Annotated in this window: 11 protein-coding genes and 1 pseudogene; 7 read left to right on the forward strand and 5 right to left on the reverse strand. The window is 54.4% G+C overall.

The window, feature by feature from the left end:
* Positions 1 to 186: 186 nt before the first annotated feature.
* From ACIGCM_RS22295 to ACIGCM_RS22310, 4 genes are all read right to left on the reverse strand, one after another.
* The gene (locus ACIGCM_RS22295) at positions 187 to 1581 is read right to left on the reverse strand and encodes an efflux transporter outer membrane subunit (RefSeq protein WP_397504253.1); all 1395 of its coding nucleotides are present in this window, start codon (positions 1579 to 1581) and stop codon (positions 187 to 189) included.
* Positions 1578 to 4751: an efflux RND transporter permease subunit gene (locus ACIGCM_RS22300; protein ID WP_397504254.1), complete on the reverse strand. Its 3174-nt coding sequence runs from the start codon at positions 4749 to 4751 to the stop codon at positions 1578 to 1580. Before ACIGCM_RS22300 ends, ACIGCM_RS22295 begins: the two co-directional genes overlap by 4 nt.
* Positions 4752 to 4757: 6 nt before the next feature.
* Positions 4758 to 6005 (reverse strand): multidrug efflux RND transporter periplasmic adaptor subunit MexE, encoded by a 1248-nt coding sequence (gene mexE / locus ACIGCM_RS22305; protein ID WP_397504255.1) that lies wholly within the window; start codon positions 6003 to 6005, stop codon positions 4758 to 4760.
* A gap of 184 nt (positions 6006 to 6189) precedes the next feature.
* Positions 6190 to 7104 (reverse strand): LysR family transcriptional regulator, encoded by a 915-nt coding sequence (locus ACIGCM_RS22310; RefSeq protein ID WP_397504256.1) that lies wholly within the window; start codon positions 7102 to 7104, stop codon positions 6190 to 6192.
* A gap of 213 nt (positions 7105 to 7317) precedes the next feature.
* On the opposite strand from ACIGCM_RS22310, the pseudogene ACIGCM_RS22315 reads away from it, so the two are divergent.
* Positions 7318 to 8336: pseudogene (locus ACIGCM_RS22315) on the forward strand (zinc-dependent alcohol dehydrogenase family protein).
* Positions 8337 to 8433: 97 nt separating this feature from the next.
* On the opposite strand, the gene ACIGCM_RS22320 reads toward ACIGCM_RS22315, so the two are convergent.
* Positions 8434 to 9348, reverse strand: coding sequence for a LysR family transcriptional regulator (locus ACIGCM_RS22320; protein ID WP_397504257.1), 915 nt, complete (start codon positions 9346 to 9348; stop codon positions 8434 to 8436).
* A 137-nt stretch (positions 9349 to 9485) separates the two neighbouring features.
* On the opposite strand from ACIGCM_RS22320, the gene ACIGCM_RS22325 reads away from it, so the two are divergent.
* From ACIGCM_RS22325 to ACIGCM_RS22350, 6 genes are all read left to right on the forward strand, one after another.
* Positions 9486 to 10313, forward strand: coding sequence for a MaoC family dehydratase N-terminal domain-containing protein (locus tag ACIGCM_RS22325; RefSeq protein WP_397504258.1), 828 nt, complete (start codon positions 9486 to 9488; stop codon positions 10311 to 10313).
* A 54-nt stretch (positions 10314 to 10367) separates the two neighbouring features.
* On the forward strand, positions 10368 to 11531 hold the full coding sequence (locus ACIGCM_RS22330; RefSeq protein WP_397504259.1) for an acyl-CoA dehydrogenase family protein: 1164 nt from the start codon (positions 10368 to 10370) through the stop codon (positions 11529 to 11531).
* A 12-nt stretch (positions 11532 to 11543) separates the two neighbouring features.
* Complete coding sequence (locus tag ACIGCM_RS22335; protein WP_397504260.1) at positions 11544 to 12893, forward strand: MmgE/PrpD family protein; 1350 nt, start codon at positions 11544 to 11546, stop codon at positions 12891 to 12893.
* A gap of 54 nt (positions 12894 to 12947) precedes the next feature.
* A complete protein-coding gene (locus ACIGCM_RS22340) occupies positions 12948 to 14153 on the forward strand; it encodes a CaiB/BaiF CoA transferase family protein (RefSeq protein ID WP_397504261.1) in 1206 nt (401 codons plus the stop codon).
* A 36-nt stretch (positions 14154 to 14189) separates the two neighbouring features.
* The gene (locus ACIGCM_RS22345; protein WP_397504262.1) at positions 14190 to 15020 is read left to right on the forward strand and encodes an HpcH/HpaI aldolase/citrate lyase family protein; all 831 of its coding nucleotides are present in this window, start codon (positions 14190 to 14192) and stop codon (positions 15018 to 15020) included.
* 72 nt (positions 15021 to 15092) lie between these two features.
* Positions 15093 to 16097, forward strand: coding sequence for a TRAP transporter substrate-binding protein (locus tag ACIGCM_RS22350; RefSeq protein WP_397504263.1), 1005 nt, complete (start codon positions 15093 to 15095; stop codon positions 16095 to 16097).
* The last annotated feature ends 157 nt before the right edge of the window (positions 16098 to 16254 follow it).

The raw sequence follows: 16254 nt of genomic DNA on the forward strand, positions 1-16254 counted from the left end.
CGGTTTTGTTACGGTTTGGCTGGAAATAGAGGTTATCGGCTGCCTCAACGCTAAACGGATCCACCGCGAGCCAGCCAAGGATAAGAGCGGGGGGGTAAAAGCGTCAGCCTGCCTTCGAAGCTATATTGCGCTAACAAAAAGCCCCGCAACGCAGAGCGTGCAGGGCTTTTAGGGCGGTAAAAGCGTTTAACTATTGGGTTGCCAGCCACCACCCAAGGTTTTGTAAATTGCCACGATACCGCTATAGAGTTGGACTTCAGCCAGCGCCTGAGTGTCTTCGGCTGCAAGACGTTCACGTTCAGCGTCGAGCAGGACCAAAAAATCTACTGTGCCTTCGCGATAACGCACGGCTGCTTGTTCGGCTGCTGCGCGGCTTGCTTCAGACTGGCGAATGAGCGCCAGCAAACGTTGTTGGCGTTTGGCGTAGTCACTGAAGGCATTCTCGGACTCTTCCAGCGCTAACAAGACTTGCTGCTCGTATTGTGCCAGCGCGCCTTCTGCCTCGGCATCAGCACCACGAATCCGCGCCTTGACGCTGCCCAGGTCAAAGGCTGCCCAGCTGATGGTCGGCGAAACAGCCCAAGCGCGGGCCGCAGAAGAGCCTATCTGCGAGCCACGCCCAGCGGTGAAACCGAGAAAACCACTGAGGCTCACCCGCGGAAACAAATCGGCAGTGACGACGCCGACATTAGCCGTTGCCGCTGCCAGGCTTTGCTCGGCCGAGCGTATATCTGGACGCCTGCGCAGTAACTCAGCTGGGTCGCCAATTGGTAACGCTTTGGCAATCGCCGGGATCGGTTTGGGCGAGAGGTCAATGCTCAGTTGATCCGCGCGTTGACCGAGTAAGGTGGCGATGCGATTGCGTGCACGCACTTGCTCGGCCTGCAGTTGCGGCACGCTGGCTTCAACGGCCGCCAGCCTGGCGTCGGCCCTCAGTACATCCAGCTCGCTGCCGACACCTGCGTCGCGCAGTTTTACCGTGATCCCCCGCGATTCCTCTTGGTTGTGCAAGTTCTCGCGAGCGATGTGCTCACGCAACTGGGCACCCCGCAAACTGCCGTAGGCATCGACCAACTCCGCGATCAAACTGACCTGAAGTTGGTAATAGTCGGCTTCGGCCACCTCGATTTGTGCATCGCTGGCTTCAAGTTGGCGTTGGATTCGACCAAACAAATCCAACTCCCAGACCATGTCCAGTCCCAAGTCGTAGCGCTCGGTGTTAACCCGATCCTCCGTCACATCCGGCTGCTGCCCCTTGCCGATTTCACTGCTGGCACGGCTGGTAACAGTCGGTAGACGATCATTGGCAACGTCGTCGCGAATTGCCCTGGCAGCCCGCAGTCTTGAGAAGGCTACACGCAGCTCACGGTTTTCCTGTAACGACTGGCTCACCAGTTGGTTGAGGGTCGGGTCGTCAAACTGTTGCCACCACAAGGCCTCAAAGTGCTCTCTGTCATATTCACCTGCATTTAACTGAGTCAACTGCGCTGGGCTATTTTCAGGTTGTTTAAAGTCTGGGCCAACAGCGCAGGCAGATACCGCTAAAGCGAGCAGGGCAGGTGCGAATAACTTCAACTTCATACCGTTGCCTCCTGCGGACGTTGCAAGCGTTTGGCTTTACGTTTTTCAACAAACTTACGGATCAGCACATAAAACACTGGGGTTAACAGCAGGCCAAAGAAGGTCACGCCCAGCATGCCGCTAAACACCGCAACACCCATGGCATGACGCATTTCTGCACCTGCACCAGAGCTAAATACCAGTGGAACCACACCCATGATGAAGGCAAAGCTGGTCATCAGAATTGGCCGTAACCGTAGGCGGCAAGCTTCCAGAACTGCACTCACTGGGTCCATGCCAGCTTCTTGCTGTTCTTTGGCGAACTCAACAATCAGAATCGCGTTCTTACAGGCCAGTCCGACCAGTACGATCAAGCCTATCTGGGTGAAGATATTGTTGTCGCCACCGGTCAGAATTACCCCGGCAATGGCCGACAACAGGGTCATAGGCACGATCAAGATCACCGCCATTGGCAGGCTCCAGCTTTCGTATTGAGCGGCCAGTACCAAGAACGCCAACAACACGCAGAGTGGAAAAACGAACAGCGCTGTATTACCGGCAAGAATCTGCTGGTAGGTCAGCTCGGTCCACTCATAACTCATGCCGTTCGGCAGTTGTTCTTTGAGCAGGCGTTCCATCGCAGCCTGGGCTTGACCCGAGCTGTAGCCAGGTGCAGCGCCACCGTTTATCTCTGCGGTAATAAAGCCGTTGTAATGCATAACCCGATCAGGCCCGGAACTGTCTTGCACCTTGATGAAGGTTGAAAGCGGCACCATTTCACCCCGGTTGTTGCGCACCTTGAGTTGGCCAATCTGGTCTGCATCAACCCGGTATTTCTGGTCGGCCTGCACATTGACCTGATAGGTGCGACCAAAGCGGTTGAAATCATTGGCATACAGCGAGCCCAAATACACCTGCATGGTGTCGAAGATATCGCTGATGGCAACGCCGTGAATCTTGGCTTTGTCGCGGTCAATGTCGGCATCAACCTGAGGTACGTTTACTTGGTAGCTGGTGAACAAACCCGCTAGCTCAGGTACATCCCGGCTTTTTGCAATTACGTTCTGCACTTGCTTGTACAGCTCGTCATAGCCTTGGTTGCCCCGGTCTTCAATTTGCACACGGAAGCCACCGATGGTTCCCAGGCCCTGAACTGGCGGCGGTGGGAAAATCGCAATGTAGGCCTCTTGGATATCTGCATACTTGGCATTGAGTGCTGCTGCAATGGCGTCAGCTGATAGGTTGGGGTCCTTGCGTTGATCAAAGGATTTGAGTGTGGTGAAAACAATGCCGCTGTTAGGGCTATTGGTGAAACCGTTAATCGACAGGCCCGGGAAGGCAACGGTATTGGCCACGCCCGGATATTCATTGGCAATTTCTGACATGCGTTTGATCACATCTTCTGTGCGATCAATGCTTGCTGCATCCGGCAATTGCGCAAAGGCAACGAGATACTGCTTGTCCTGCGGCGGTACAAAGCCGGTTGGTGTGCTGGCGAAGCCGAAGTAGGTCAAGGCCAATAAACCGCCGTATACCAACATGGCAATACTGCTGCCGCGCAGAACCCGCGCCACTGTGCCGACGTAGCCATGGCTGGCGCGGTCGAACATGCGGTTGAAGGGTTTGAATAGCCAGCCGCCGAACATGCGATCGAGCACACGTGAGAAACGGTCCTTGGGTGCGTCATGGCCTTTTAGCAAAGCGGCAGCCAATGCGGGCGACAGGGTCAGCGAGTTGAACGCCGAAATGACGGTAGAGATCGCAATGGTCAAGGCAAATTGCTGATAAAACTGGCCGGTAAGGCCGGAGATAAATGCCGTTGGTACGAATACCGCACAGAGCACCAGCGCCGTTGCGATGATCGGCCCCGTGACCTCTTTCATTGCCTGCTTGGTGGCTTCAACCGGCGTTTTGCCTAGGCCAATATTACGTTCGACGTTTTCCACCACCACGATGGCATCATCCACCACGATGCCGATCGCCAGCACCAAGCCGAACAGCGACAACGCATTCAGAGAAAAGCCGAAGAGGTGCATGACCGCGAATGTACCAATCAAGGACACAGGCACAGCGGCCAGTGGAATGATCGATGCTCGCCACGTTTGCAGGAACAGAATGACCACCAACACCACCAAAACTATGGCTTCTAGCAGGGTATGTACAACAGCCTCGATAGAGCCACGGACAAAGATGGTGGGGTCGTAAACGATCTCGTAATCAATGCCTTCAGGGAAGCTTTTCTTCAACTCAGCCATGCGTGCACGCACCGAATCTGAAATCTCGATCGCGTTGGAGCCAGGGCGTTGAAACACCGGAATAGCGACCGCAGGTTTATTGTTCAGGAGCGAGCGCAGAGCGTAGTCGTTGGAACCTAACTCTATTCGAGCAATATCTCTGAGACGGGTGATCTCACCGTTATTGCCGGCCCGGATAATGATGTTCTCGAACTCTTCCTCGGTAACCAGACGGCCTTGGGTGTTGATAGACAGCTGAAAGCTGTTATCGCCCGCGGTAGGTGGCGCACCCAGTGAACCTGCGGCAACCTGACGGTTCTGTTCACGGATGGCATTGACTACATCGGTAGCGGTTAAGTTACGTGAGGCCACTTTATTGGGATCAAGCCACACTCGTAGCGAGTATTCTCCCAAGCCGAAAAGTTGCACGTCGCCCACACCGTCGAGTCGAGCGAGCTCGTCTTTAACATTGAGCGTTGCGTAGTTCGACAGGTAAAGCATGTCGTAACGGTTATCAGGGGACGTTAAGTGGACCACCATGGTCAGGTCGGGCGATGCCTTATCGACTGTCACACCAAGGCGCTGAACCTCAGTCGGCAAGGTTGGCATGGTTCGGGTAACCCGGTTTTGTACCTGCACCTGGGCGTTATCCAGATCAGACCCCAAGGCGAAGGTAACCGTTAAGGTCAGCGCGCCGTCAGAGGTGGCCTGGGAAGACATATACAGCATGCCTTCAACACCGGTAATGGCTTGTTCAAGGGGGGAGGCAACCGTTTCACCTATTACTTTTGGGTTGGCACCGGGAAAGCTGGTGCGAACCACAACAGTGGGTGGCACAACTTCAGGGTATTCACTAATAGGTAGCTGAAACAGTGAGATAGCACCGGCAATCAATATCAGGAGCGAGAGAACCGCCGCAAAGATTGGCCGTTTGATGAAGAACTGAGAGAAATTCATAAACCTTTACCCGCGAGGTGAAGCGTTTGGCTGAACAGGGCTTTCTGCAATACCAATCGAGCTGTCTACTGTTGAGTCGACGGCGTTACGCAGGCTTGCTAGTTTGGCCAGCGTTTGCTCATCGGCCATGGTCACTTTTTGTGGGTCAACCGTTGAGCCCGGCATGGCATGCTGCAGGCCGTTGACGACTATCTGATCGCCTTTTTCCAAGCCGCTGCGAACAATGCGCAAGCCTTCGACTTTTGGCCCAAGCTCAATGGCGCGGTAGCTCACGGTGTTGTCATCAGCGAGTACCAGGACAAACTTTTTGCCTAAATCCGTACCCACAGCGGCATCCTGAATCAGCTTGGCTGAGTAAGTGTCGCTGCCAACCAGCTTGAGTCGTGCATAGAGGCCGGGGGTGTATTCGCCGCTGCTGTTGTCAAACACCGCGCGACCGCGGATGGTGCCTGTTTTCGGATTCACCTGGTTGTCCAGGAAATCGAGTTTGCCAAGGTGTGGGTTGCCCACTTCATTGGACAGGCCGAGATAGACTGGGCTGGCGTCGCGGGTATTGGTACCTGACTTCTTAGCCAGCTCGACATACTTTAAAAAAGCCTGTTCATCGGCATCAAAGTAGGCGTACACCTTGTCGGTGGAAACAACAGAAGTGAGCAACGATTGGCTGGCTGTAACCAGGTTGCCCGCGGTAATTTCTGCACGGCTGACGCGGCCATCAATAGGTGATGTGACGCGGGTAAAACTCAGATTCAGCCGCGCATTGTCGAGCTCAGCCTGGATGCCTGCCACGTTGGCCTGGGCCTCTTGGGCACTGCTGGTACGGGCATCGGCAAGCTCTGCTGATATGGCATTACTTTTACGCAAACGCTCGCCACGTTGCGCTTCACTGCGGGTTCGTGTGTAGGCTGAGCGTGCTTGGTTGAGTTGTGCTTCGAGGCGTTTTACTTCTGCATTGAAAGGGCGGGGGTCGATCTGGAAAAGCAGATCACCTTTCTTGACCAGGCTGCCTTCATCGAACGCGACCTTGTCGATAAAACCAGATACCCGTGGACGAATCTCAACTGACTCTGGCGCCTCCAGGCGTGCAGTGAATTCGTCCCATTCGTTGATTGGTTGCTCAATAACTTCAGCGACACTGACCTTCGCTGCATGCTGTTGTTGAGAGGTTTGCTCAGTTTTACCGCAAGCACTGAGAACCACTGCCGCAAGTACTGCAAGTGGAAGGTGCCAGATCTTGGTGTTTGGCTGTTCCATGATTTTTCCGCCCGTGGATGTAATGTTTGGGCGGAGTTTGAGTCGCAAAGTCCCAGCTAACGAATCGAATGCTACGAAGTTAAGTATTATTGAAAATGATTATGTGGGTCTTATTATTGTCATAGGGCAATAGTAGTGCGCAGGTTGATCGCATCAGTGGTTGCTGCACGCAATAGGTGCATATTTACAGGCTGTCAGGGTCACCGACAAACATCTGAATACGTGAGCGTAACCAGCGTTCAGCAGGGTCATTGTCCTGCGCGCCGCGCCAGGCCATGTGCAATTCGAAGGTTTGTGTCTCTAAGGGTAAGGGTTCGGTGCGTAAACCGCCGGCGGCGGTCAAGGCAACCGCCGTGTAGTCGGGCACGCTGGCCACAATGTCGGTGCCGCTGAGCAAGGGGCCGAGTGCGTTGAACTGTGGCACAGCAAGCACGACGCGGCGTTTACGCCCGAGTTTTTCCAATTCGCTGTCTACAAAACCACCGAGATCACCGGCGAATGACACCAGGGCATGGGGTCTTGCGCAGTAGTCATCCAGCGACAGTGCGCCCGGCACAGTGTCGGCACGCAACATCATGGCTTTACTGCGGCGCACCACTTTACGTTTAGCGTTTGCGGGCAGTTCTTCGGTGTAAGCCACGCCCACTGAGATTTCACCCGATGACAGTAGCCCCGGCATCAAGAGGTAGTTAGTCCGTCTGATGACCAAAACCACGCCGGGGGCTTCTGCACGCAAGCGTTTGATCAGCGGTGGCATCAAGCCAAATTCAACATCATCCGACAGGCCAATGCGGAACACCGCCGTGCTGGTGGCAGGGTCGAAATCGGCCGCACGACTGACAGCAGTGGAAATAGAGTCGAGCGCAGGCGACAGCAAGCCAAAGATTTCCTGCGCGCGCGCCGTAGGCTCCATGCTGCGGCCGGTGCGGACAAATAATGGGTCATCAAACAAACTGCGTAAGCGGGACAAGGCCGCACTGATAGCCGGTTGGCCAAGAAACAGTTTCTCAGCTGCGCGAGTCACGCTGCGCTCGTGCATCAGCGTCTCAAAAACGATCAGAAGGTTAAGGTCTACACGGCGGAGATCATTACGGTTCATCTGTCGTCCATATCAGGTATAAATGCGCAGCCTTCTGTGCACTTCAGGCTAATGCGGTTCATGCTGCCTTAGCAATACACTAGTGCACACTGTTAATATTGTAACCACCAATCATCATCCACAGACATGATGAATATTACTGCTGGCATGTGGTATTGCTTACAAAGGCCCGATAAAGTCTAAGTCTAAAGGGGTCAACCGAAGAGGTTTATGATGTCCCGCATTATCCGTTTTCATCAGTTTGGCGAGGCAGATGTCCTCAAAATCGAAGAGCGCTCGCGCCCTGCGCCTGCCGCTGGCGAAGTGTTGATAGGCGTCGAATCTATCGGTGTCAGCTGGCAAGACGTGCTTTGGCGCCAAAATCTTGCAACAACTCAGGCTCAATTACCGGCTGGACTTGGTTATGAAGTCGCCGGCGTTATTTTAGCCGTGGGTGAGGGCGTTGATGACTTGGCGGTTGGCGATAAAGTTGCCAGCTTCCCTGCGCACAGCCCGAACGACTATCCAGCCTACGCTGAGGAAGTGGTGTTGCCGCGCACCTCAGTGTCACGCTACTCGGATGCTTTAACACCTGAGCAAGCCTGCGTGCACTTCTTACCGTCTATGGTCGGCTGGTTCGGCATGGTCGAGTTGGCGAAGGTCAAAGCGGGCGAAACAGTGCTTATTACAGCAGCCAGCCAATGCTGGGGCCTTATGTCGTGCAAATGGCCAAAGCCTTGGGTGCCCATGTCATCGCCGCCATTGATAACCCGGAAAACACCGACTTTGTCCGTGAGTTGGGTGCTGACCACATCATCCTGACCGAAGAACAGGACTTGGTAAGCCGAGTCAAAAAGTTAACCAATGATCGTGGCGTTGATATCGTCATGGATACATTGGGCGGCCCACAAATGTGCTTGCTCGGTGATGCGCTTGCACCACGTGGACGCCTTGTGTTGTACGGGCTGCAAGGGGGTAATGAAACGCCATTCCCTGCCTGTGCTGCTTTCCAGAAGAATATTCAGTTCTTTGTCCATTGCATTGGTAACTTTACCGGCAAACAGGAACTTGGTATTCCGCAGGATAAAGAGGCGGTTGCCAGGGCGCTACAGGGCATCAATCAACTGACCGGTGATGGATTGCTAAAACCGCTTATTGATAAATCCTTTGCGTTCGACAAGGTGGGCCAAGCTCACCTGTATATGGGTAAATGCCCAAGTCGTGGCCGAGTGGTGATTAACGTTCAAAGCTAGTCGTTCCAGGCTGTACAACAAACGCCCCGATAGATTGGGGCGTTTTTGTGTCTGGTGGTTTGATCTGATTCAGGTTCAGGCCAGATTTGGCTAGGTGCTAGTGTGACTCATTAATTGCTGTCTTTTCTGGATCAGGCATTAGCGTTGCAATCAAGGCTTTGACGCTGCCGGGCAGGGCTTCGAGATCGCGCACCAGGATGCTGCGCTCACGTACCGTCCAGGGCTCATCAAGCTCGATCGTAGTAAGTTGCATGGTTCGGCTGTGACGCTGCGCTGCTGACTCAGGAATGATGCCGATGCCCACGTCAGCCTCGACCATGCGGCAAATGGCTTCAAAGCTCGATACCTGAATTCGCAGCGACAGTTTTTTACCCAGTTTTTCGACATGTTCACGCAGAAAACTCAACAGAGTGCTGCCTTCATGCAAACCAATGTGTTGGTATTCAAGGGTGTCGCGCAAGGTCACCCGTGATTTGTTTGCAAGTGGATGATTCTTCGGCACCGCCAGCAGCAAACGGTCGGTGCTGAAATGCAGCACTTGTAAACCGCTGACCTCAACCGGCCCGGCGATAATACCCAAATCAGTCGTGCCATCGAGCACACCGCGCACAATGTCGCGGCTCAGGCGTTCTTGCAGGTCGACGCTGACACCAGGGCGCGCGGCGAGAAAGCCAGCAAGCACTTCCGGCAGAAATTCGGTGACCGCCGTGGTGTTGGCAAATATGCGGATGTGTCCGGCGGAATCCACACCGTAATCGGTGAATTCACTTTTAAGGTAATCAACCTGACGCATGATCAGCCTTGCATGGTGCAGCAGGCGCTCGCCAGCAGGCGTCAGCTCAACCCCACGGCTATCGCGGTACAGCAAGCGTGAGTCGAGTTGGGCTTCGAGGGCTTTGATTCTCGCGCTGGCAGCAGCGGGGGATAGAAATGCCCGCCGCGCCCCCTGCGTGAGGCTCGGTGACTCGGCAATGTGAATAAACAAACGCAGGTCCGGCAGATCAAAATGCATGGCAGTCACAACATCAGCAAATAAGCGAACTTAAGCGTTCAGCATAACCGAACGCCGAGTTATGTAAATGCAAATTTACAGAACGCCAGCTCAGTCGCATTCTAGTTGCAACTCAAGAGCACTGCTGGAAGTAACCCATGACTGACGCTGCATTATCTGCCTGGATTGGCCGTTCCGAAGAAGTTCATGACCAACTGAGCCGCAATCTGGTGATGCGAATTGCCGCAACCCTAGGCGAAGAGACACCGGCCCACGGCGAAGGATTACCGCCTTTGTGGCATTGGGCATTTTTTCAGAACCCTGTGGCTGAGAGCGGCCTTGGTGAAGACGGCCACCCAGCACGCGGTGGTTTTTTACCCCCGGCTGACAACCGCAACCGCATGTGGGCTGGCGGTAAAATCGAGTTTATTCAAGCGTTACGCGTGGGGGGCGATGCTACTCGGGTTTCGACCATCACCCATATCGAAGAGAAGCACGGCAGTACCGGCGCGCTGTTGTTTGTCACCGTACAGCATGAGTACTTTCAGGATGGCGAATTAGCCATTCGTGAAGATCAGAACATCGTCTATCGCGAGCCTAGCCCACCCAAGGCCAGTAGTGGCCAGCCAATGCTGGAGGGCGATTGGCAGGAGTCTATAACGCCGACCTCGACGCTGTTATTTCGGTATTCGGCCGTCACCTTCAACGGTCATCGCATTCACTACGACTGGCCGTATGTCACCGACACCGAAGGTTATTCAGGCCTGGTCGTACACGGCCCGTTGACCGCTACCTTGAGCCTGCGCGCTTTCTGTCGCGCTAATCCACAGGCGCGTTTACGTGAATTTGCCTACCGCGGCTTGCGTCCGCTGGTTGCGCCTGAACCTTTTCAGGTGGGCGGCAAAATCGAATCTGTCGGAAAAGCTCAGCTCTGGGCCGGTAACGAAGCCGGTTTAGCCCAGCGTAGCGAAGTGAAATTTGACTGATACAGCCAATCCCCTTGGCACTCTTTTTAGAAAGTCCTTAGCGAGAAGCGAATTATGAACCCGAACAATAATCCAGAATTTAATGCCATTCGCGAAGGCGTGCGTGCGCTGTGCGCAGAATTTGATGCCGCTTACTGGCGCAAAATTGATGAAGACAAAGGCTTTCCGGAAGCCTTTGTTAAAGCCCTGACTGATGCTGGCTGGCTATCAGCAATGATTCCAGAAGAGTATGGCGGATCAGGTTTGGGACTGGCCGAGGCCTCGATCATTCTTGAGGAAGTAAACCGTTGTGGCGGTAACTCCGGCACGGTACATGGCCAGATGTACAACATGTTCACCTTGCTGCGCCACGGCAGCGAAGAACAGAAACGCTATTTCCTGCCTAAGCTCGCCAGTGGCGAATTGCGCCTGCAATCGATGGGCGTCACCGAGCCAACGACCGGAACTGATACCACCAAGATCAAAACCACGGCGGTCAAGCAGGGCGACAAATATGTCATCAACGGCCAGAAGGTGTGGATCTCACGGGTTCAGCACTCTGATTTGATGATTCTTCTGGCCCGCACCACGCCACTGGCTGAAGTGAAGAAGAAATCTGAAGGCATGTCGATCTTCCTGGTTGATCTGCGTGAAGCCATAGGTAACGGCATGACGGTGCAACCGATTGCCAACATGGTTAACCATGAAACCAATGAGCTGTTCTTCGACAATCTTGAGTTGCCGGCTGACAGCCTGATTGGTGAGGAAGGTAAAGGCTTCCGTTACATCCTCGATGGCTTGAATGCCGAGCGTACGCTAATTGCGGCAGAGTGCATTGGTGATGGCCGCTGGTTCATCGAGAAGGCCAGCCAGTACGCCCGTGACCGTGAGGTTTTTGGTCGTCCGATTGGCCAGAACCAAGGTGTGCAATTCCCGATTGCCGAGGCCCATATCGAAGTCGAAGCGGCTGACCTGATGCGCTGGCGCGCCTGTGATGAATATGACGCCGGTCAAAACGCCGGTGCAAGCGCCAACATGGCCAAGTATCTGGCGGCAAAAGCCTCATGGGAAGCCGCTAACGCTTGCATGCAAACCTTCGGTGGCTTCGGCTTTGCCTGCGAATACGACATTGAACGCAAGTTCCGCGAGACCCGTTTGTATCAGGTGGCACCGATCTCAACCAACCTGATTTTGTCGTATGTGGCCGAGCATCTGCTCGACATGCCTCGTTCATTCTAAGGACGCCAGCACATGACCCATACCGAACAGCTTGCAGTTTTTTTGGCTGATTTGCGTTATGAACAGCTTCCCGAAAATGTCCTCAGCAAAACTGAGGACTTGTACCTCGACTGGCTGGGTTCAGCACTTGCCAGCCAAGGCCGCCATCCTATCCCCTTGTTTGAGCGCTACGCTCAGGCAATGGGCCCGGAAACGGGCAAGGCAAAAATTCTGGTTAGTGGCAAAACCACCAGCCCTTATTTTGCCGCGCTGGTAAACGGCGCTTCATCGCATCTGGTTGAGCAAGATGACCTGCACAACAGTTCAGTGCTGCATCCGGCAACAGTTGTGTTTCCAGCGGCGTTGGCGGCCGCTCAGGATCTCGATTGCACAGGCCGGGAGTTGCTCCTTGCTGCAGTTGCAGGTTACGAGGCTGGGATTCGTATCGGCGAGTTTATGGGCCGTTCGCACTACAGGATTTTCCACACCACGGCCACGGTGGGCACGCTTGCGGCTGCGGTAACAGTCGGTAAGTTACTGAAATTTGATCGCGAGCAATTTATCAATCTGCTTGGCACCGCCGGCACTCAAGCTGCCGGGCTGTGGGAGTTCTTGCGCGACGCCGCTGATTCCAAGCAGTTGCATACCGCCAAAGCTGCGGCTGATGGCCTGCTTGCGGCTTATCTGACCGCTGATGGTTTGACCGGCGCACGCAATATTCTCGAAGGTGATCAGGGTATGGCTGCTGGCATGTCCAGCGATGCTGACCCGAGCAAGCTATCTGATCGCCTGGGCAGCCGCTGGGCATTGTGTGAAACCTCATTCAAATTCCACGCATCTTGCCGTCACACCCATCCTGCTGCCGATGCTTTGCTCAGCCTGATGCAGGCTGAAGGGTTAGCACCGGAGCATATTCAACAGGTCACCACCAAGGTTCACCAAGGTGCGATTGATGTGCTTGGCCGCGTGAATGTGCCGAGCAGTGTGCATCAGGCCAAATTCTCCATGGGCACAGTGCTGGGCTTGATTGCCGTGCATGGCAAAGCCGGGCTGCCTGAGTTTGAGGATTTTGCGATGCATGATCCGCGGGTAGCCAGCTTTCGGGAAAAAGTCAGCATGCAACTGGATGCAGAAGTCGATGCCGCCTACCCGCAGCAGTGGCTAGGCCGGGTTGAGGTGTTGACAGTTGACGGCAGGCTTTTGCAAAGCGCGATTGATGAGCCAAAAGGCGATCCGGGTAATACCTTGTCGCGCCCCGAACTCGAAGACAAATTCCGCCGTTTAGTGGCATTCGCTGGGTACATCGATTCAAGCCAGACAGATCAGCTGATTGATCAGGTCTGGAATCTGCGCCAATGCGCCTCGGCGCGCAACTTGTCCTAATTGCGAGACAACGACTTTGGCTTGCGCCGAAGTCGTCTAACAAGAGAGTAAAACATGACTACCTCAACAAGCTCACCGCGCCCATTAGATGGCATCACCGTTGTCAGTTTGGAGCACGCAATCGCTGCGCCATTCTGCACTCGCCAGTTGGCCGACCTTGGTGCTCGCGTGATTAAGGTCGAGCGTCCGCTTACCGGCGACTTCGCCCGCGGCTACGATGAGCGTGTATCGGGGCTTGCTTCGCATTTTGTGTGGACCAACCGTTCTAAAGAGAGTCTGACCCTGGACCTCAAGCAACAACCTGCCACGGCTGTGCTTGAAGATTTGTTGGCTAAGGCTGATGTGTTGGTGCAAAACCTCGCTCCAGGTGCGGCTGCGCGTATGGGGTTGTCATTCGAGGCCCTGCACGAACGTTTTCCAAAGCTGATCGTGTGCGATATTTCAGGCTACGGCGAGGGCGGTCCTTATGAGCAGAAGAAAGCCTACGACCTGCTGATTCAAAGCGAGGGCGGCTTTTTATCCGTCACCGGCGGCGAGGGCGAGGAGCAGATGGCTAAAGCCGGTTGCTCAATCGCCGATATCGCCGCCGGCATGTATGCCTACACCGGTGTGCTGTCTGCCTTGATGCTGCGTGACAAAACTAGCGTTGGTAGTCGCGTGGATGTTTCGATGCTCGAAAGCCTGGTTGAGTGGATGGGCTACCCCATGTACTACGCCTATGAAGGTGCAACCCCACCACCGCGTGCGGGTGCAGCGCACTCGACTATCTACCCTTACGGTCCTTTCCCGGCGGGCGATGGTGGAACTGTGATGCTCGGTTTGCAGAACGAGCGTGAGTGGCGCGCATTCTGCGACAAGGTGCTTGTGCAACCTGAGTTGGCAGATGATCAGCGTTTCTCAGCAAATTCAAAGCGCTCAGCCAACCGCACTGAGCTACGAGCCATCATTGTTGAAAGCTTCGCTGCGCTCAGCGCTGAGCAAGTAATTGCGCGTCTTGATGAGGCACAAATTGCCAATGCACACGTCAATGACATGGCCGGTGTATGGCAGCACCCACAACTCAAAGCCCGTGAGCGCTGGACCCAAGTGCAAAGCCCGTCAGGGATGCTTCCCGCCTTGCTGCCACCAGGACGCAACAGTGCTTTTAGCCCGCGAATGGATGGCGTTCCAGCGTTGGGGCAACACACAGACACACTGCTCAGCGAGCTGGGTTTAAGTGCAGAAAATATTCAGAAACTGCACGAACAAGGTGCCGTTTAAGCAGTGACTGTGTGTATTTAAGAGAGTGATAAAACTATGAACCCAGTGACCATTCGCACGGCCTTATTCGTACCCGCATCACGCCCGGAGCGCATTCCAAAAGCGCTGGCTGTTGGCAGTGATGTGGTGATCGTCGACCTTGAAGATGCCGTTGAAGAAAGCCTCAAGGAACAAGCGCGCACTGATCTCGATGCATTTTTAAAGGCAAATCCTGAGGCTCGGCTGCATGTGCGTATCAATGCAGCGGGCCACGCTGGTCATAACGCCGATATCGCCCTGTGTGCGCGTCACCACGGGGTTATTGGCGTGCTGTTGCCGAAGATAGAAAGCGCAGAGCAGGTCACCCACGTCGCGGCATGTAAAAAGCCGATCTGGCCCATTGTTGAAAGCGCCAGAGGTTTACAAGCCCTGACTGAAATAGCCCATGCCGAAGGCGTGGAGCGGTTGTCCTTCGGCGGCCTCGATCTTGGTCTTGATCTGGGGCTTGCAGCAGGTACGCCGGGGGCTGCACGCATGCTTGACCAAGCACGCTTCGCCATTGTCTTGCAGTCGCGCCTGGCCAACTTGGCGGCCCCGTTAGACAGCGTTTTTCCTGCCATAGACGACCCCAGTGGGCTTGCGCAGTTTGCCCGGGACGCAAGCGATATGGGCTTTGGCGGCATGTTGTGTATTCATCCCAAGCAAGTTGCAGTGGTGCATCAAAGTTTGATGCCCGCCGCTGATGACTTGGCTTGGGCGCAGCGCGTTATGCGTGCTGCAGAGCAGGGCGCTGGTGTGTTTGTAGTCGATGGCCAGATGGTTGACGCACCGGTTCTTGGGCACGCCAAACGTTTACTTGAGCGCGCTGGAATAACTGGCACTGAGTAACAATCAGGTTCACAACGCCTCAGTCCATCAGTATTGAGGCGTAGAACATCCAACAATAACAAGAGGTACTCCATGTATAAGCTTCCATTTAAGACACTGCTGTGCGCCGCTGCGGTATCGATGTCAGTTGGCTTCGCCAGCTTGGCTCATGCGGCTGACCCGATCATCATCAAGTTCGCCCACGTGGTCGCAGACAACACACCTAAAGGACAAGGTGCATTACTGTTCAAAAAACTGGTAGAGGAGCGTCTGCCGGGTAAAGTAAAAGTTGAGGTCTATCCAAACTCATCCCTCTACGGTGATGGCAAGGAGATGGAGGCATTGCTGCTAGGGGATGTGCAGATGCTTGCACCGTCACTGGCTAAATTCGAGCAATACTCAAAACCCATTCAGATTTTCGATCTGCCATTCCTGTTTGATGATCTGGCCGCGGCTGATCGCTTTCAAAGCAGCCCGAAAGGTAAGGCTTTGTTGAAGTCGATGGAAAGCAAAAACATCACAGGACTGGCCTATTGGCACAACGGCACCAAGCAACTGTCGGCAAACAAGCCGCTACGCGTGCCTAACGATGCGCGGGGGTTGAAGTTCCGTGTGCAGGCCTCTGCGGTGCTTGAAGAGCAGTTCAAGGCCATCCGCGCGAATCCGCGTAAAATGAGTTTTGCTGAGGTTTATCAAGGCCTGCAGACCGGTGTGGTCAATGGCACCGAAAACACTTGGTCGAACTACACCAGTCAGAAAGTCAACGAAGTGCAGAAGTACATGACCGAGTCGAATCACGGTCTGATCGACTATATGGTGATTACCAACACCAAGTTCTGGAATGGCTTGCCTGACGATATCCGTACTCAGTTGGATGAAATAATGGGTGAGGTCACGGTTGCAGTGAACAAAGAAGCCGAAGACCTCAACCAGAAAGCCAAACAGAAAATCATCGATTCTGGCACCACTGAAATCATCACCTTGACGCCTGAAGAGCGCGCCAAATGGCGTGAAGCAATGAAGCCTGTCTGGAAGAAGTTTGAACCGCAGATTGGCGCTGATCTGATCAAAGCCGCTGAGGCTTCAAACACCCCTTAAGGGTAATCGGTAAGTCAAAAACCGCTGACAGGGAACTGTCAGCGGTTTAATGAGATGGTCATCCCGACACCTTGCGAGGGCTACGCTTTCGCAGGGTGTTTTATTTTCGGAGACCATCACCATGAGCGGTTTAGCATTGGTCGGTATCGACCTCGGC

This window comes from Pseudomonas sp. NPDC078700 (assembly GCF_044542375.1).
GTDB lineage: Bacteria > Pseudomonadota > Gammaproteobacteria > Pseudomonadales > Pseudomonadaceae > Aquipseudomonas.